Origin of the sequence: Kitasatospora sp. NPDC059812, from assembly GCF_042732075.1 — a bacterium.
In the GTDB taxonomy this organism is placed as follows: domain Bacteria; phylum Actinomycetota; class Actinomycetes; order Streptomycetales; family Streptomycetaceae; genus Kitasatospora.
Genome location: NZ_JBHWIO010000119.1, coordinates 1,875 through 19,037 on the forward strand (window position 1 = coordinate 1,875; position 17,163 = coordinate 19,037).

Genomic DNA, 17,163 nt, shown 5'->3' on the forward strand with positions numbered 1-17,163 from the left:
GTACGCGTTCCCCGCGTACGGCGGCCGACGGCGTTGCGGAGCGGTCGCGGGTGGCTGGACCTCGGGCGGGGGCGTCGGGCGGGGCCGTCAGGGCGCCGGGCTCTGCGCGCCCTCGACGTCGGTGAGCAGTTTGCGCAGGAGCCCGTCCAGGGTGGCCCGTTCCTCGCCCGAGAGGGCGGAGAGCAGCGCGGTCTCGTTGGCCGCGTGGTCGGTGAAGGCGGCGTCCACGAGGGCGCGTCCGGCCGGGGTGAGGGCGATGCGGACGCTGCGCCGGTCCGCCGGGTCGGTGCGGCGTTCCACCAGGCCCGCCGATTCCAGCCGGTCGATCCGGCTGGTCATGCCGGCCCGCGACATCAGCAGCAGCGTGGCGAGTTCGGAGGGCATCAGTTCGTACGGCGCGCCGGAGCGGCGCAGGGTGGCGAGAACGTCGAACTCGCCGCGCTGGAGGCCGTGTTGCTTGAACACCTCTTCGACGACCCGGCCCGCGAGCAGCGCGAGGCGGCCGAGGCGGCCGACGGTGCCGACCGCCGCCAGGTCGAGGTCCGGGCGCTCCCGGCTCCACTGGTCGAGCATGACGTCCACGTGATCCATAAGGGCATGTTATTCGATGGGAGATAGTTAGACGTAGTACTATCAGTCATGGAACTATTGGAGCGCTCACTGTAGGGAGAGGCCAATGACGTTGATCGGACCGGAAGCCGTGGTGGTGCGGGGCGACGAAGCCGAGACCGTCGGAATGCTCGGCGGCAAGGGGCGGCTGCTGGCGGACTCCAGCGCCACCAGCGGCGCCCTGAGCACCCTGCGCGTCACGCTGGGGCGCGGCAAGGACGGCGCCACCCCGCATTACCACGGGGGCTCCTCGGAGCTGTTCTTCGTCGTCGACGGCTCGGCCCAGGTGCTGGTCGGGAACGAGGTGGTCACCGCCCGGAGCGGCGACCTCGTGGTGGTGCCGCCCCATCTGCCGCATGCCTTCGCGGCGGCGCCGGACTCCGGGGCGGACCTGCTGATCGTGATCACCCCCGGGGTGGAGCGCTTCGACTACTTCCGCCTGCTGGAGCGGATCCGCGCGGGCGAGGCGACGGTCGAGGAACTGCTCGCCAAGCAGGACCTCTTCGACAACCACTTCCTGGAGTCGCCGAGTTGGCGCGACGCCCGGGAGGAAGCCGCCCGGTCCGAGCCGTAGACCGCCCGGCACCGAGCTCGGCCCGACACCAGGGAAGGAACCCCGTGACCGACACCCGCACCATCACCAACCCGCCCGGCCTGCACGACCCGACGCCGTTCGGCTACAGCCACGCCGCCTCCGCGCCCGGCGAACCGGTGTTCATCGGCGGCCAGTACGCCTCCGACGCCGGCGGTCAGGTCGTGCCCGGCGACTTCGCCGCCCAGGCGGAACTCGCCCTCGCCAACCTGCGCACCGCGCTCGCCGGGGTCGGCCTCGGCTTCGAGCACGTGGTCCGGCTCGGCTCGTACATCGTCGACCACGACCCGGAGAAGCTGGCCGTCCTCGGCAAGGCCCTGGCCGGGGCCTGGGGCGACCGGCTGCCCGCGCAGACGCTCAGCGGGGTCGCCTCGCTCGCCCTGCCGGGGATGCTCTTCGAGATCGATGCGGTCGCCGTCCGGCCGACGGCGGGGGCAGCGGGCTGACCCACCCACGCGCAGGGGTCCCACCGGTCGGTGGGACCCCTCGCCGTACCGCCGCCGTTCGAGCCGGCGCGGACCGCTCGCACGGCCCGGGTCGCCGCGCACAGCCGTCGTTCCACGGTGTCGGGGCCGCGGCTTGAGGAACAGCACCCGCGGGAAGGGCCCTCGTCGGTGGCGGCCGTGTCGAGGATCCGGAGCAGGGTCGGATGCCGAGCCAACCGCGGTAGCCCACGCGGGTTCGAGTGCGATCTCGTCCAGGAGTCTCGGAACCTGCGCGCTTCGGCCCGTACGGACAGCAAGGGGTGGCGCGGCGCGTCCGCCAGAGGCCATTAGTCCGTTTGACGTAGCATTCCGTTCGACGGACTATTGGGGTCTGCGCGAGAGGATGCTCATGCCGTTCACCCTGGCCCACCCCGCGGCCGTACTGCCGTTGCTGCGGAGGCCCTTCAGCCGGGCCGCGCTGGTCGCCGGAGCCGTCGCACCGGACCTGCCCTACTTCGTCGTCACCACGGGACTGCCCGTCAGCGCGCAGTCCTGGTACGAACCCTTCGTCAACGCCACGACCTCGCACAGCGCCCCGGGCGCCGTCACCGTCGCCCTGCCGTACGCCCTCGCCCTGTGGGCGCTGCTCCGCGCCGGCCATCGCCCGCTGGCGTCCCTGCTGCCGGTGCCGGTGCCGACGCCCGTCACTTCGTCGCGGCGGCTGCGCACTGCCGACGCGCTGGCGCGGAGAGCCGGGTGGATCGTGCTGTCGGCCCTGATCGGCATCGCCACGCACCTGGTCTGGGACGCCTTCACCCATTTCGACGGCTTCGTGGTCACCCGTACGCCCTGGCTCAACTCCACGCTGGTGGGCAGCCTCACCTGGGCGCGGGCGTTGCAGCACGCGAGCACGATCGGCGGGCTGGCCGCCATCGCGGTGTACGTGTGGCCTAGGCGGGCCCGCCTCCTCGCCGGTGAGGGCCGCACGAAGCCCGGCAGCGCGCTCCGGCGCCCCGTCCTCCTCGCCATGGCCCTGGTCACGGTCGTCGGAGCCGTCGCCCACGCCTGGCGGTGGCTCGCCGGCCCGGAGGCGGCGACCGGAGGGCTCCCGCTGGGCGCCGTGATCGAAGGGGTGCTGTCCGACGCGGCGAAGGGCGCGGGCGCCGGCCTGATCGGCAGCCTGACCCTGTACGTCCTCATGTGGTGGAGTCGGCGCGCCCTCACGGCAACCAGCCTCCGCAGGGTCAGAGTTGACACAGTATGCCTGGGCCTGCAGGGAGAACGCGGGTCCGTTCACCGACAATCGGAACACCAGGCAGAGGCCGATGGCCGGTTCGGTACCCGGCCGACCGGATGAGGGGAACACGTGCGTCCAGATCATGATCAGGATTCGCTGAGCTTCGCGTTGCTCGGCACGCTGCAGGTCCGGCGCGCCGGCACCGACCTGCACCTCGGCGGCCCGCAGCAGCGGTCGGTGCTGGCCGCCCTGCTGCTGCGCCCGAACGCGGTCGTGACGGTCGACGAGCTGATCGCCGACCTCTGGGGAGACCAGCCGCCCGGTGCGCCCGACACCACCTTGCGCACCTACGTGTGGCAGCTGCGGAATCTGCTGGAGCCCGTGCGCACGGCGCCCAGGGTGCTGATCTCCCGAACGGGCGGCTACCGTCTGGCCGTCGAGCCGGACCGCGTGGATGTGTGGCAGGTCAAGCGCTTGCAGGAGCTGGCCGGGACGTGCGCCGCCGAGCGGCCGCAGGACGCCCGGAACGCACTGGGAGAAGCCCTGACCCAGTGGCGCGGGGAGCCGCTCGCCGGCCTGCCGGGGCCGCTCATGTGCCGCGAGCGGGAAAGGCTTTCGAGGCTGCGCCTCACCCTCCTGGAAGAGCGCCTCGCCCTCGACGTAGCCCTCGACCTAGCCCTCGACGTAGCCCCTGACGTAGCTCTCGACGCGGCACTCGACGCTCCCTCCGGCTACCTGCCGGAACTGGAGCAGCTGGCCGGTGACCACCCGCTCCACGAGCGCCTACAGGAACTGCTCATCCGCGCGCTGCACCGGCAAGGCCGCACGACCGCGGCGCGTGCGGTCTACGACGCGCTTCGATTACGGCTGGTGGAGCAGCTGGGGATCGAACCGGGGCCCGTGCTCACGGAGTTGTGTCACGATCTCGGTGTGGATGCCACCATTCGATCGAGGACCGGTGCACCCGGTCCGGACTTACGCCCAGACGTACCGTTACCGCCCACGCCGACTGACCGAGGCGCAGGCGATGCGGCCGACGGCGAGGCCCTGGACCAACTCCCCCCGGTGCTGTCGCAGTTCATCGGGCGGCAAGACCACATTGCCGGAATCGGACAAGCACTGACCGGACGGACCAGCCCCGCACTGCGACTGGTGACCGTGACCGGGATGGCCGGGGTGGGGAAGACGACCCTCGCGGTGCGAGCCGCCCACACCGTGCGCCCGGACTTCCCGGACGGCCGGCTGTACGCGGACCTGCGCGGCGCCGACCTGGTGCCCGCGAACGCGTCCGACATCCTGGCGGACTTCCTGACAACACTGGGCGTGCGGGCGGCAGTTGTGCCCAAGGACCTCGAAAGCAGGGCGGCGCTGTTCCGGACCGCCAGCGCGGGACGACGGCTGCTCATCCTCCTGGACAACGCACGCGACGAGGCCCAGATCCAGCCGTTGCTGCCCGGCTCGTCGGACTGCGCGGTCATCGTCACCAGCCGCGCGGTGCTCACCAGTGTGCCGTCGGTTCTGAACGTCGCGCTGGACGTGTTCAGCGAGCCCGAGGCGATCGGCCTGCTCGACTCGGTCATCGGCGCGGCACGCCGGTCCGAACAGGGCCCCCAGGCCAGGATGCTGGTCGATGCCTGCGGCCGGCTCCCGCTGGCCGTACGGATCGCCGCGGCCCGGCTCGCCGCCACCCCGGACCAGCCGATCGCCGAGCTCGTCCGGAGCCTGGCCGACGACCGCGAGGGCATCGACGCCCTCCGCACGGGCGACCTGGCGATCGAGCAGGTCTTCGAGCTCAGCTACCGGCTGCTCCCACCACCCCTGGCCACGGCGTTCCGGATGCTCTCCTGGGCGGAGCCCGACCTCGGTCTGGCATCGGCAGCCGCAGTCCTGGGCCTGGCGGAGTACCAGGCGGAGCGGCTCGCGGAGTCGCTGGTGGACCAGGCGCTGCTGGAGTCGATGGGCGCCGGGCGCTACCGCTACCACGACCTGGTGCGCGCCTTCGCCCGCCGGGCGTCGCTGCGGACCGGCGACCACGAACGGGCCGGCGCCCAGCAGCGGCTGCTGACCCATCTGCTCGGCTGCGCCCGTACGGCCTTCACCCTCGCCGTACCCGGCGACCCGGTCGCCGACGTCTTCGGCGAGCCGCTCCAGCAGCCGGCCGCCCGTCCTGACCGCCCCCTGGCCGCCCCGGCCGCCCCGGCTTCCTTGCGCGCTCAGGTCTCCCCGGTCTTCCAGGTCTCCCCGGTCTTCGCGGATCTGGCGGACGCCCGCCGGTGGGCCCGGACCGAGACACCCGGCGCCGTGGCGCTCGCGGCCGCCGTCGCGACGGACACCCTGCGCGTCATCGCCGACGGTCGGCCCTCGGCGATGACCGACCTGCGGGCGGCCGTCAACCTGTTGATCGCCCTCAGCCCGCTCGGCCTCGGCGCCGTGGGCGGCCGGGCGGAAGACGCCACGCGCACGCTGATCGCCGCCGCCGTCGCGGCCGGCGACCGTTGCGCGGAGGGCCGGTCGCGGTTCCTCCTCGGCACGGTCCTGCTGGCCCGGGCCCGGCTCGGCGAGGCCGGCGCACAGGCCCGGCAGGCCGCCGAAGCCTGCCGGGAGGCGGAGGACCCGGCCGTTCTCCGGCAAGCCCTCAACGACCTGGGCCTCATCGCCCAGGCCGAGGGCCGGCACGAGGAGGCGATCGCCGCCTTCGACGAGGCGGTGGTGCTCGCCCGGCAGCTCGGCCACCGGTCCGGCGAGGTGGCGAGCACCGCGAACGCGGCCCTGTCCCGCATCCGCACCGGTCACGCGGCCACGGCGGTGCAGACCTGTCAGCGGATCCTCGCCGAGCCCGGGGGGACCGCCGACGTCGCGATGACCGCGTACGTGCACTACGTCCTCGGCCTCGCCTACCAGGAGCTGGGCCGACTCGACGACGCCGCGGCGCAGTTGCAGTCGTGTATCTGCTGCGCGGGCGTCACCGGCGATCTCAACCGGGAGTCGGCCGCCCGAAGCCGCCTGGCCGACGTCCTGCGCCTGCTCGGACGGCTCGACGAGGCCGTGCAGCAGGCGGAGCGGGCACTGGACCTCGCAGAAGAAGGTGGGCGACAGCGCGAACGCGCCCTCGCCCACCTGGTGTTGGCCCACGCGATGACCGCCCGGGGCGACCACCACGCCGCCCGGCATCAGGAGGCGAAGGCGCGTCTACTGCTCAGCCGCCTCAGCGCCCCGGAGGCCGCCGACGTGACGTCGATGCTGGCCGCCCTGGCGACCGCCGACCGGACTCCTCACCCCCGGTAGCGGATGACGAGACCGGTCCCGTTCCACGTGATGTGCCCCGAGAGGCAGTGCACGTCGGCCGACCCGCCGCAGGCCTGTGCCGACGGCTCGGTCGGCGAGCCCTGCCGCACGGGGGCCCCCGCGCCCACGGCAACAGCGCCCACCACCGGCGCCAGCACGGCCGCACCGGCAACAGCCGTACGGACAACAATCGTTCGAAACACGTTGACGCTCCCTACGTACCTATGGCAAGACGTCCGAACGCTCGCAGGGGTCGGTAGACATCAGATCAACGCAACCGTCACTCCTGTCACTTCCGTCACTCCCGCACACGCACACGCACACGGACACCACACCGCGCCACACCAGCAGGAGGTTGGGAACCATGGCCCAGCAGTTCGGTGACTACCAGAACGAGATCTACTTCGACGGCCTGCGCGGGGTGCTGCCCGCCCTGCCGATGACGTACGCCGGGCTGGAGGCCGGGGCGCAGGCCGCCCTCCCCCCGTCGATCTGGTCGTACGTGGCCGGCGGCGCGGGGGACGAGCACACCCAGCGCGCCAACGTCCGGGCCTTCGAGCGGTGGGGCCTCTACCCCAGGATGATGGTCGGCGCCGCCCGTCGCGACCTGACCGTCGACCTGTTCGGCCACACCCTGCCCTCGCCGCTGTTCCTGGCGCCGGTCGGTGTGATCGGCCTCTGCGCCCAGGACGGCCACGGAGACCTCGCCGCGGCCAGGGCCGCCGCCCGCACCGGTGTGCCGATGGTGGCCTCCACCCTCACCGTCGACCCGCTGGAGCAGGTCGCGGCCGAGTTCGGTGACACGCCCGGCTTCTTCCAGCTCTACACCCCGACCGACCGCGACCTCGCCGCCAGCCTGGTGCACCGCGCGGAGGCGGCCGGCTTCCAGGGCATCGTGGTCACCCTGGACACCTGGATCACCGGCTGGCGTCCGCGCGACCTCGCGACGTCCAACTTCCCCCAGCTGCGCGGCCACTGCCTGGCGAACTACTTCACCGACCCGGTCTTCCGGGCCCGCCTGGCCAAGGCCCCCGAGGAGGATCCGGGTGCGGCGATCCTGGAGTGGGCCGGTATCTTCGGCAACCCGCTGACCTGGGACGACCTGCCGTGGCTGCGCTCGCTCACCGACCTGCCGATCATCCTCAAGGGCGTCTGTCACCCCGAGGACGTCCGCCGGGCCCGGGACGGCGGCGTCGACGGCCTCTACTGCTCCAACCACGGTGGCCGCCAGGCCAACGGAGGCCTGCCCGCCCTGGACGCGCTGCCCGCCGTGGTCGAGGCGGCGGGCAGTCTGCCGGTGCTCTTCGACTCCGGGGTGCGCAGCGGCGCCGACGTGGTCAAGGCGCTCGCCCTCGGCGCCACCGCGGTCGGCGTCGGCCGCCCGTACGCGTACGGGCTGGCGCTCGGCGGCGAGGACGGCATCGTGCACGTGCTGCGCTCGCTGCTGGCGGAGGCCGACCTGCTCATGGCGGTCGACGGCTACCCGACCCTGGCCGATCTGACCCGCGAGGCGCTGGTACGCCTCTGAGGCGGCCGGCGCCCGAAATTCACGACACGTATTCGGTGGCGATGCGGTCCGTACTTCCCCGAACTACTTGAACCCGGTTGGGGTGAAAGCGGTCCTGGCCGGATCCCTGCGGTCGGCCTTGACCATCAGGAAGTCATATGGATGACTGACCGTCACTTGACTGTGATCTACGGGTTCGTGGAACAGTCAAGACCTTGAATCAGCCATGTCGCGCACGTAGATCAATCGTTGACTGATCATTGATCAGCGGCCCATAGGTTTTTCTCGTCGGAGGCGATCGGTTCCACCCCGGGCGGACGTCGCCAATGACACGAGAGGTCCCGCGGGGAGTCGTCCCCTGAACCGAAACGGAGTATCCATCTTATGAACACCAACGACTTCGACCAGGTCATAGCCGAGTTGACCCGGATCAAGAAGGAGTACGTCGAGCAGCGTTCGGCCTTCGTCCCTGGAGAGCGCATGGCCGACTTGCTGAAGGGGCTCGGCGCCACCGACGCCGACCTGGCCCAGCTCCAGCGGGTGAGTGACGACCTGCCGGACGATCCGACCCTCCCCTTCCGCCAGTCGAAGAACGGACGCTTCCACTTCGACGTGAAGAACGGGACGGTCGACCGGGGCGAGTTCCAGCCGTTCGCGCTGTCGGCCGACGAGGACTTCGTACGGCATGACTCCGGAAAGAAGCGTGAGTTCGCGGAGGTCGGTGACGACCTCCAGCTGAACCGGGCCTTCCAGGGGCTGCTCCTGTTCAAGGCGTTCATGGTCCAGGACGTGGAGATCGCGCACCGCCCGAAGCTGGACTACGACTACCCCGGCTGGGTGTGCACCCTGTTCAACCTGCGGACCGTCACCACGCCCGAACTCGTCGGCGAGCCCGCCCTCGAAGGGGTGCACAGCGACGGCGTGGACCACACCATGACCACCCTGCTCGGCAGTGAGAACATGACCGCCGACAGCGCGATCACCTTCCTCCACGACATGCGGCAGATCAACGCGGTCCGCTGGGACGAGGTCGACCCGGAGCTCGTCGTGGGCCAGTACCAGCACCGCCACTTCCTCGACACCATGCTGGTCGTCGACCACGAGCGGAAGCACAGCCTCTCCCCGGTGGTCGCCGCCGACCCGCAGCAGACCTCCACCAGGGACATGCTGATCTTCTTCACGCGGAAGCCCGCCATGGAGGGTCACATCTCCCACACGCACGACTCCCTCGCCTGCCATTCCGCCCTGCCGATGTCGGTCGAACTGCTTCCCTCGGTGGCGGTCTGATGGCGGCGGACGAGATCACGATCACCGACTTCCTGAACGTCGACATCCGTGCGGGCCGGATCGTCCGCGCCGAGGCGTTCCCGCGCGCCCGCCGACCCGCGTACAAGCTGTGGATCGACTTCGGTGATCTGGGCGTTCGGAAGTCCAGCGCCCAGATCACCGATCTGTACGCGCTCGATGACCTCGAAGGCCGCCTGGTGATGGCCGTGGTGAACCTCCCGCCCCGGCAGGTCGCGGACTTCATGTCCGAGGTCCTCGTGCTCGGGGTGCCGGGCGAGGGCGGCGGCGACGTGGTCCTGATCGCCCCGGACCGGGAGGTCAAGCCGGGAGCGCGGCTGCTCTGACCCGAACCGGCAGGTGACCGGCCGGACAACCGGGCCGGGGACGCTGCGGAGGATCGGCCTGACGTCACTCTGCGGGAGCCCGGGGGTGAGATTCCCCCGGGCCTCCCGACCGGCTGGCTCGGTCCCGTTCGTGGAGGGTGAAGAACCTCTTCCTGCGCACCTCCGTCGGCCGGGTCCTGCACCGATCGTTCAAAACTCCGTCCGCGCATGCCACGCACGTGTTGCTGACGTGTGTCAGACGGCGGGCTGTTGCTGGGTGACGCAGTGGATGCCGCCGCCGCCGGCGCCGAGGGAGTCGATGTTGAGCTGCTCGACGGTGCGTCCGGGGAAGAGCCGGGCCAGGGTCGCCCGGGCGGCGGCGTCGGCCGTGCTGTCACCGAACTGGGCGGAGATCACGGCGCCGTTGCACGCGTAGTAGTTGGCGTAGGAGGCGACGAAGTTCTGGTTGGTGGAGCGGATCTTGTAGTAGTCCGGGCCCTGGAGTTTGGTCACCGCGGTCGGACCGCCTGCGGCCGTCGTGGCGGCGGACAGGATCTGGTACTGCTCGCGCGCGTCGTTCGCCCACGCGTCGTTGTCGGTCGCCAGCGGCATCTGGACCAGCCCGGCGCCGGGTGCGAGGAAGCGCGAGGTGGCGTCGACGTGGTCGTCGGTGATGTCCTGGTTCCTGATGCCGGTGAACCAGATGACCTTGGACGCGCCGTAGGCCTGGCACATCGCGGCCTCGATCTGCGCCTGGCTCATCCCGGGGTTGCGGTTGTCGTTGACGATGCTGCTGCGGGTGGCCATCAGGGTGCCGGCGCCGTCCTGTTCGATGGCGCCGCCTTCGGCGATCAGATCGGCAGCCGTGAACGGCACCCCGACGTAGGCGGCGATGCGCTGGGCGACCAGCGCGTCGTTGGCGTGGGTCTGCCGGTTTCCCCAGCCGTTGAAGTTGAGGCCGACGGCGTCGAGGGCTCCCGGTCCGTTGGTGCGGAAGACCGGGCCGGTGTCGCGCATCCAGCAGTCGTCGACGGGGATCGTGGTGATCACGGTGACCGACGAGCCGCACAGGGAGCGGGCCTTGGCGGCGCTCGCGGGGTTGGCGCACATGATGACCGGCTCGTACTTGGCGATGGTCTTGGCGATCAGCGCGATGTTCGACTGGACGCCGCTGAGCTGGCTGCGCCAGATCGCGGTGCTGTCGGGCCAGGCCATCCAGGTCCGGGTGTGCCGCGCGCCGTCGATCGGGACGGCGAACGCACCCGACAGCGCGGTGCCCTCGCTGCGGGAGTCGCGGGAGTTGCGGAGGCCGGCCGCGGCGGCGGTGGAGCTTGCCGCTGACGTCACGGCCAGGCCGGCTGCGGTGAGGCCGGCCGCGGTGAGGAACTGTCGTCTGCCCAGGCCGGGTCTGCCCAGGCCGGACCTGCTCGGGACGTGATCGTTCATCGGGTCCTCCGGTCAACTGCCCGTCTCGGCAACGGGATTGACTCGAAAGGTAGAACTAACCAAGCGCTCGGTCAATTATCTGCGCAGGATCGGACGAAGATTCCTGGAGCGAGGGCATCGCTAGAGTTGCGCCATGGCGACAGGCGAGAAGGAACAGGTTCAGGCGGCCCCCGTGGTACCGCAGGGGCGCACGCGCTCGTCGGCCAAGGGGGAGCAGACCCGGTCACGGCTCGTCTCCGCCGCCCGGACCCTGCTGGCCGGCGAGAGCGCCGGGCGCTTCACCACGCGCAACGTCGCCGCGCTGTCCGGCGTTTCGCACGGGATGTGCCACTACCACTTCCGCGACCGCACCGATCTGATCGTCGCGGTGATCGAGGACATCCGGCCGGAGTGGATCTCCCCGCTGGAGGAAGCGGTGGACGGCCCCGGCGACTTCGCCGAGCGGACCGAGCGCGTGATCGGCCTGCTGACCCGGGGCGAGAGCCCGGACCTGTCGCACCTGCACGCGGCCCTGCACTGGCACGCCCTCAACGACGAACGCGTCCGGGGGAGTCTGGAGCAGGAGTACCTGCGCTGGCGGTCGTGCTTCGTCCGGCTCTTCCAGGTGCTCGCCGACGAGCGGGGCGGCGGCATCGACCCGCGACCCCTGGGCGAGGCGGTCGCGGCGGCGGTGGACGGCCTCGCGGCCATCCAGTCCCTCGACTCGAACGTGGACGCGGCGACGGTGCTGGGGACGCTGGTGCGCGCGCTCGCCGGAGCACCGTCCGGGACGGCGTAGCACGCCCTGCGCCCTGGCGTCGTCCGCCCGTCGTCCGCCCGCGGGCCGAACGACACCGGGGCCCCGTGGAGTCCGCCGACCCCGCGGGACCCCGGCAGTCCGGAGGGTCCGATAGTCCGGAAGGCCCGGCTACAGGGCCCGGCGGGCGTCCGCGATGGACCGCGGGTCCCAGCCCGGCCTGGGCACGGAGTCGAGCAGCAGCCGGGTGTAGGCGTGCCGGGGGCGGGCGAGGACCTCGGCGGTGGGGCCGGACTCGACGATCCGGCCGTGCCGCATCACGACCACCTCGTCCGTGACGCACCGCACGACGCCCAGGTCGTGGGTGATGAACAGGTAGCCGATGCCGGTCTGTTCGCGGATGTCGGCGAGCAGGTTGAGGATCTGCGCCTGCACCGAGACGTCGAGGGCGGCCACCGCCTCGTCGAGGACGAGGACGGCGGGCTCGACGGCCAGCGCGCGGGCGATGGCGACGCGCTGGCGCTGGCCGCCGGAGAGCTGGCGGGGCAGGGCCTCGGCCTCGCGCTCGCCGAGGCCGACCTGGTCGAGGAGTTCGGCGATCCGGCGGGGGTGGTCCGCGTCGGGGAAGTGCAGCCTGAGCGTTTCGCGCAGCGCGGCGCCGACGCTGGTGCGGGGGTCGAGGGACAGGTACGGGTCCTGGAAGACCATCTGGACCTCGCGGGCGCGGGCCAGCCGGTGGGCCCGGCCGCGCCGGCGCTCGGTGCGGTCCCGGCCGTGCACCAGGACCCGTCCGGTGTCCGCCCGTTCGAGCCCGACGACGATCCGGGCGGTGGTGGTCTTGCCCGACCCGGACTCGCCGACGATGCCCAGCGATCCGCCTTCGGCCAGGGTGAAGGAGACGTTGTCGACCGCCTGGACGCTCCCGTAGGCGCGGTGCAGGCCGACGGCCTCCAGGACGGTCTTCGGCATCGCTGGTTCTCCTCCGGGGCTCGTCGTGACGGGGCTGGTCGTGGCGGGTCCGGTCGTGGCAGGGCCGGGCGTGCTGGGGCCGTCGGCAGTGCTCCTAGGCATCGGCGGTCACCTCCGCGACGCGGTCGCCGTGGTGGCAGGCGGCCCGCCGGGCCGGCTCGTCGGCGAGCGGCAGCAGGGCCGGCGCCCGCTCGGTGCACACCTCGGTCGCGAGCGGGCAGCGGGCGGCGAAGGGGCAGCCCGTCAGGTCCTCGCGCAGGCTCGGTGGCCTGCCGCCGATGGCGGCCAGCCTGCCCCGGGGGGAGTCCAGGCGGGGGGTGGAGGCGAGCAGCGCGGCCGTGTAGGGGTGGCGCGGCCGCTCGAACAGGGCCTCGGCCGGCCCGGTTTCGGCGATCCGCCCCGCGTACATGACGTAGACGCGGTCGCTGATGGCGGCGGCGAGTCCGAGGTCGTGGGTGACGAAGACCAGTGCGGTGCCGAAGCGTTCGCGCAGGTCGCCGAGGAGGGCGACGACCTCGGCCTGGGTGGTGACGTCCAGCGCGGTGGTGGCCTCGTCGGCGAGGATCAGGGCGGGGTCGCCCATCAGCGCCCCCGCGATCATGACGCGTTGCAGCATGCCGCCGGACAGCTGCCCCGGATATTTGCCGAGCGTGGCCTCCGGGAGCCCGACGGCGGCCAGCATCTCCGCGGCCCGTCCGGCGGCGGCGTCGGCCCCGCCGGGGCCCCGGCGGCTGGTCTCGGTGAGGAAGTCGCCGATGCGCCGGAGCGGGTTGATGGAGGCGCGCGGGTCCTGGAAGACCATGGCCGCGGTGTCGGTGCGCAGGCGGCGCAGCTGTTCCGGGCTCATGGTGAGGACGTCGTCGCCGTTGACGCGCACGACGCCCTCGGTGGTGGCGCCGCGCGGCAGCAGCCCGAGGACGCTGCGGGAGGTGAGGCTCTTGCCGGAGCCGGATTCGCCGACGAGGGCGACGGTCTCGCGGGCGTCGACGGTGAGGTCGACGCCGTCGAGGACGGGCCGGGCGGTGCCGGGCAGGCGCAGCCGCAGGCCCTGGATGTCGAGGACGTTCAACGGTCCCTCCTTGCGACCTGGTCGGCCCAGCGTTCGCCGACGACGTTGAAGGCGACAACGGTCAGCACGATGGCGACGCAGGGCAGGATCGCCGACAGGGGGTAGCCGTGCTGGATGGCGGTCTGGCCGTCGAAGACCATGCGGCCCCAATCGGGGGTGAGCGCCGGGACGCCGAGTCCGAGGAAGGAGAGGCCGGCGAGGTCGATCAGGGCGTAGCCGAAGTTGATGGTGGACTGGGCGAGGACGACGGGGGCGATGCCGGGGATGATGTGGCGCAGGCAGATCTGGAGCCCGGAATGGCCCTGGACGCGGTAGGCCTCGACGTAGGGGCGGGAGCGTTCGGCGAGGACGAGTGAGCGGCTGAGGCGGCTGACGTAGGGCAGGTAGGCGATGGCGAGGGCGATCACCGGGGCGATCAGCCCCTCGCCGTAGACCGCGACGATCAGGATCGCCAGCAGCATGCCGGGGAAGGCGAAGACCAGTTCGGTGGAGCGGGACAGGACGGAGTCGAGCCAGCCGCCCCGCCAGGCCGCGGTGACGCCGATGGCGACGCCGGCCAGGGTGGAGAAGGCGACCACCCCGAGCGGGCCGAGCAGCGAGGTGCGGGCGCCGAGCATCAGCCGGGACAGGGTGTCCCGGCCGGCGGCGTCGACGCCGAGCAGGTGGTCGCCGGAGGGGCCGGCGAGGGCGTTGCCCAGGTCGACGGAGTTCGGGTCGTACGGGGCGAGCCAGGAGGCGAGCACGGCGACCAGGACGACCACGGCGACGAGGCCGAGGCAGAGGTGGTACAGGGGTGCTCGGGCGGTGCGCAGGCGGGCGAGGCCGGGGCGGCGCAGGACGGTGGTGCTCATGCGGCGGACCTCTTCGGCGCGAGGGTGACCCTGGGGTCGACCAGCGGGTGCAGCAGGTCGACGACGAGGTTGACCGCCATGAACAGCCCCACCATGAGCAGGGAGATGGCCTGCACGGTGGGGAAGTCCTTGGTGGTGGTGGACAGTTCGAGGAGCTGGCCGATGCCGCCGACGCTGAACGCGGACTCGACCAGGACGGTGCACACCAGCAGGGTGGAGACGATCAGGCCTCCCGTGGTCAGGACGGTGCCCAGGGCGTTGCGGAACACGTGCCGGCGGATCACCTCGTGCTCGGCGACGCCCCGGCTGCGGGCCACGGTGACGTGCTCCTGGCCGAGGACCTCCTGCATCGCGGCGCGGGTGACCCGGGCGAGCATGCCGATCAGGTAGAGCGCCAGGGCGACGGCGGGCAGGGCGAGGTGCCAGAGCATCTGGCCGAGTCCGTCGCCGGTGCCGCCGGTCGGGAACCAGCCCAGCTTCACCGCGAACAGGCCCTGCAGCAGGACGGCCGCGACGAAGGACGGGGTGCCGACGGCCACGGTGGTGGCGACCAGGATGGTCGAGTCCACGGCGCCGCCGCGGACGGCCCCGATCCAGCCGAGGAGTACGCCGATGGCGACGACCAGGACCAGGGCCATGGTGACGAGCAGGAGGGTGGCGGGCAGCCGGTCGGCCAGCAGCCGCGACACGTCGGTGCGGTAGGTGATGGAGCGGCCGAAGTCGCCGTGGACGATCTGGCCGAGCCAGCGCAGGTACTGCAGCAGGAACGGTTCGTCCAGGTGGTACTGGTCGTTGATCGCCTTGAGTGCCTCGGGGGAGGCGGAGCGGCCCGAGAGCAGGAAGCTGGCCGGGTTGCCCGGCGCCAGGTACATCGCGCCGAAGATCACGAAGGAGGCGCCGAGGAGGGTGGCCGCCATCTCGGCCAGCCGTCGTGCGGTGAAGCGCAGGAAACTCACGTGGAAGCCCTCACGTCCGGGGGCGGGGCGGCGGCCGGGAGGCCCGGCCGCCGCACGGTGGATCCGGGAGACGTCACTGGGCCGAACCCACGTCGGCCGCCCACGGGTAGTACATGTAGGAGATGGTGGTCGGGGCGCCGGTGATCCTCTTGTTGAGGAACACGGCGGTGGGCCACTCGGCGACCGGGATCCACAGCAGCTGGTCGGACGCGGTCCTCTGGAGCTGCGCTTCGAGGGTGAAGCGCTCCGCCGGGTCGGCGGCGGCGGTCGCCTTGTCGACCAGGTCGTCGTAGGCCTGGTCGCTGTAGCCGGCGAAGTTCTGGTAGGCGCCGGTCTTGAAGTTGGCCAGCAGGTCCAGCGGGTCGGTGATGGAGTCGTAGTACGTCTCCGGGAACAGGTCGATGCCCTCGCGCGCCTTCGCGTCCGTGAACAGCGCGGTGAAGGCGTTGGGCGCGATCGTCTTGAGCTGGACGTCGAGACCGATCCTGGCGCCGGCCGACTGGACGGCGGTGGCCAGCAGCGAGACGTCCTGGCCGATGGAGCTGGTCGCGACCGTGACGGTCTTGCCGGTGGCGCCGGCCTCCTTGACCAGGGCCTTGGCCCGGTCGATGTCCGGTGCGGTCGGGGTGAGCCCCTCGAACGCCTCCTTCTTGACGTCCGGCGGCGCCGCGGCCCAGGCCGCGCGGGAGGTGAGGGAGCCGGTGGCGCTGCCTGCGCCGGCGAGCCCGGTGCGCACGAAGCCGGAGCGGTCGAGGGCCAGCGACAGCGCCTTGCGGACGCGGACGTCGCCGAGCACGCCCTTCATGTTGGTGACGTTGACGTTGACCGTGCTGAGGCCCTCGCCGAAGTAGAGGGTGCCCACGCCGCTCTTGCTCAGGCGGTCGTAGCTCTCGGTCGGGATCAGGTAGCCGCCGTCCGCCTCGCCGCTGATCATGGCGTTGACGCGCGCCGAGGGGTCGGTCAGGAAGCGGAAGTCGACCTTCGCGGACTTGGCCTTGGTGCCCCAGTAGCCGTCGAAGCGCCGCAGCTGGATGGACTGGCCCTTGTTCCAGGAGCCGAGCTGGTAGGGGCCGGTGCAGTCCAGGCTGCCGGAGGTGCCGTAGTCCTTGCCGGCCGCCTCGATGCCGGCCTTGGAGGCGACGACGCCCGCGGCCGTGGCCATGTACTGGTTGAACTGCGAGTCGGGCTGCTTGAGTTTGACGGTGACCTGGAGCGGGCCGCTCTTGGTGACGGTGCTGACGTTCTGGAACTGCTGGGCCCAGGCCGCCGCGTTGTCGGGGTTCATCTGCCGGCCGAGGCTGTACACCACGTCGTCGGCGGTCATCACGCCGCCGTCGTGGAAGTGCACGTCGGGCCGCAGGTCGTAGACCCAGGTGGTGGGGTCGGGGCTGGTGGTCTTCGCCGCGAGCCCGGGAGCCAGGGTCAGCTGCGGGGTCCACCGCATCAGGCTCTCGCACACGTTGGACAGGATGGTGTTCTGCGGGTAGTCGAACGCCGAGATGTAGTCGAGGGTCGGCGGCTCGGCGTAGACGGCCCAACTGAACGAGTCGAGCTGGCCCTTGGCGGCCGGGGTGTCGGCGGACAGCTTGTACGCCTGGTTGCCGTTGCCTCCGTCACCGGTCTTCGGCGGCCCGGCGCAGGCGGCGACCAGGGCGAAGGCTGCCAGGGCGGCGGCCGGCAGGGCGTAGCGGCGGTGCGGGGATCTGTGCTCCGGGCGCTGGCTTCGTGGCATCGAGGGTTCTTTCTTCCAGGCTCAACGGGGGTCCGGCGGGCGGGGGGAGGGGGGGGGCCCGGGCGCCGGGGGGGGGGGGGGGGGGCCCCGCGGGGGGGGGGGGGGTGTGGGGGGGGGCGGCGCCAGCGGGGGGGGCCAG

Annotated in this window: 15 protein-coding genes; 8 read left to right on the plus strand and 7 right to left on the minus strand. The window is 72.0% G+C overall.

The window, feature by feature from the left end:
- Window positions 1-87: 87 nt before the first annotated feature.
- A complete protein-coding gene (locus ACFV6D_RS35720; protein ID WP_063352401.1) occupies window positions 88-591 on the minus strand; it encodes a MarR family winged helix-turn-helix transcriptional regulator in 504 nt (167 codons plus the stop codon).
- Between the two features lie 85 nt (window positions 592-676).
- On the opposite strand from ACFV6D_RS35720, the gene ACFV6D_RS35725 reads away from it, so the two are divergent.
- From ACFV6D_RS35725 to ACFV6D_RS35755, 7 genes are all read left to right on the plus strand, one after another.
- Window positions 677-1,183 (plus strand): cupin domain-containing protein, encoded by a 507-nt coding sequence (locus tag ACFV6D_RS35725; RefSeq protein WP_380562911.1) that lies wholly within the window; start codon window positions 677-679, stop codon window positions 1,181-1,183.
- 44 nt (window positions 1,184-1,227) lie between these two features.
- Window positions 1,228-1,647 carry a RidA family protein gene (locus ACFV6D_RS35730; RefSeq protein WP_380427871.1) on the plus strand — a complete coding sequence of 140 codons (420 nt, stop codon included), beginning with the start codon at window positions 1,228-1,230 and terminating at the stop codon, window positions 1,645-1,647.
- A gap of 388 nt (window positions 1,648-2,035) precedes the next feature.
- Window positions 2,036-2,983: a DUF4184 family protein gene (locus tag ACFV6D_RS35735; RefSeq protein ID WP_380562913.1), complete on the plus strand. Its 948-nt coding sequence runs from the start codon at window positions 2,036-2,038 to the stop codon at window positions 2,981-2,983.
- Window positions 2,984-2,992: 9 nt separating this feature from the next.
- A complete protein-coding gene (locus ACFV6D_RS35740; RefSeq protein ID WP_380562915.1) occupies window positions 2,993-6,148 on the plus strand; it encodes a BTAD domain-containing putative transcriptional regulator in 3,156 nt (1,051 codons plus the stop codon).
- Between the two features lie 364 nt (window positions 6,149-6,512).
- Entirely contained in the window at window positions 6,513-7,676 is a 1,164-nt protein-coding gene (locus ACFV6D_RS35745; protein WP_380427865.1) for an alpha-hydroxy-acid oxidizing protein, read from the plus strand.
- 363 nt (window positions 7,677-8,039) lie between these two features.
- Window positions 8,040-8,942, plus strand: a complete 903-nt coding sequence (locus tag ACFV6D_RS35750) for a 2OG-Fe dioxygenase family protein (protein WP_380562917.1) — start codon at window positions 8,040-8,042, stop codon at window positions 8,940-8,942.
- Window positions 8,942-9,286, plus strand: coding sequence for a tRNA-binding protein (locus ACFV6D_RS35755; RefSeq protein ID WP_063352396.1), 345 nt, complete (start codon window positions 8,942-8,944; stop codon window positions 9,284-9,286). Before ACFV6D_RS35750 ends, ACFV6D_RS35755 begins: the two co-directional genes overlap by 1 nt.
- A gap of 234 nt (window positions 9,287-9,520) precedes the next feature.
- On the opposite strand, the gene ACFV6D_RS35760 is transcribed toward ACFV6D_RS35755, so the two are convergent.
- Entirely contained in the window at window positions 9,521-10,711 is a 1,191-nt protein-coding gene (locus tag ACFV6D_RS35760; RefSeq protein WP_380562919.1) for an agmatine/peptidylarginine deiminase, read from the minus strand.
- 133 nt (window positions 10,712-10,844) lie between these two features.
- Between ACFV6D_RS35760 and ACFV6D_RS35765 the strand changes: the two genes are divergently transcribed.
- Entirely contained in the window at window positions 10,845-11,489 is a 645-nt protein-coding gene (locus ACFV6D_RS35765; protein ID WP_380427859.1) for a TetR/AcrR family transcriptional regulator, read from the plus strand.
- 129 nt (window positions 11,490-11,618) lie between these two features.
- Here ACFV6D_RS35765 and ACFV6D_RS35770 read toward each other — a convergent pair whose 3' ends face one another.
- From ACFV6D_RS35770 to ACFV6D_RS35790, 5 genes are all read right to left on the minus strand, one after another.
- A complete protein-coding gene (locus tag ACFV6D_RS35770) occupies window positions 11,619-12,416 on the minus strand; it encodes an ABC transporter ATP-binding protein (RefSeq protein WP_380562921.1) in 798 nt (265 codons plus the stop codon).
- A 94-nt stretch (window positions 12,417-12,510) separates the two neighbouring features.
- Entirely contained in the window at window positions 12,511-13,485 is a 975-nt protein-coding gene (locus tag ACFV6D_RS35775) for an ABC transporter ATP-binding protein (protein WP_380562923.1), read from the minus strand.
- Window positions 13,482-14,336 carry an ABC transporter permease gene (locus ACFV6D_RS35780; protein ID WP_380562925.1) on the minus strand — a complete coding sequence of 285 codons (855 nt, stop codon included), beginning with the start codon at window positions 14,334-14,336 and terminating at the stop codon, window positions 13,482-13,484. The genes ACFV6D_RS35775 and ACFV6D_RS35780 overlap by 4 nt, the downstream gene beginning before the upstream one ends.
- Window positions 14,333-15,292 carry an ABC transporter permease gene (locus ACFV6D_RS35785; RefSeq protein ID WP_380562927.1) on the minus strand — a complete coding sequence of 320 codons (960 nt, stop codon included), beginning with the start codon at window positions 15,290-15,292 and terminating at the stop codon, window positions 14,333-14,335. The genes ACFV6D_RS35780 and ACFV6D_RS35785 overlap by 4 nt, the downstream gene beginning before the upstream one ends.
- A gap of 73 nt (window positions 15,293-15,365) precedes the next feature.
- Complete coding sequence (locus tag ACFV6D_RS35790; RefSeq protein ID WP_380562929.1) at window positions 15,366-17,024, minus strand: ABC transporter substrate-binding protein; 1,659 nt, start codon at window positions 17,022-17,024, stop codon at window positions 15,366-15,368.
- Window positions 17,025-17,163 lie beyond the last annotated feature (139 nt).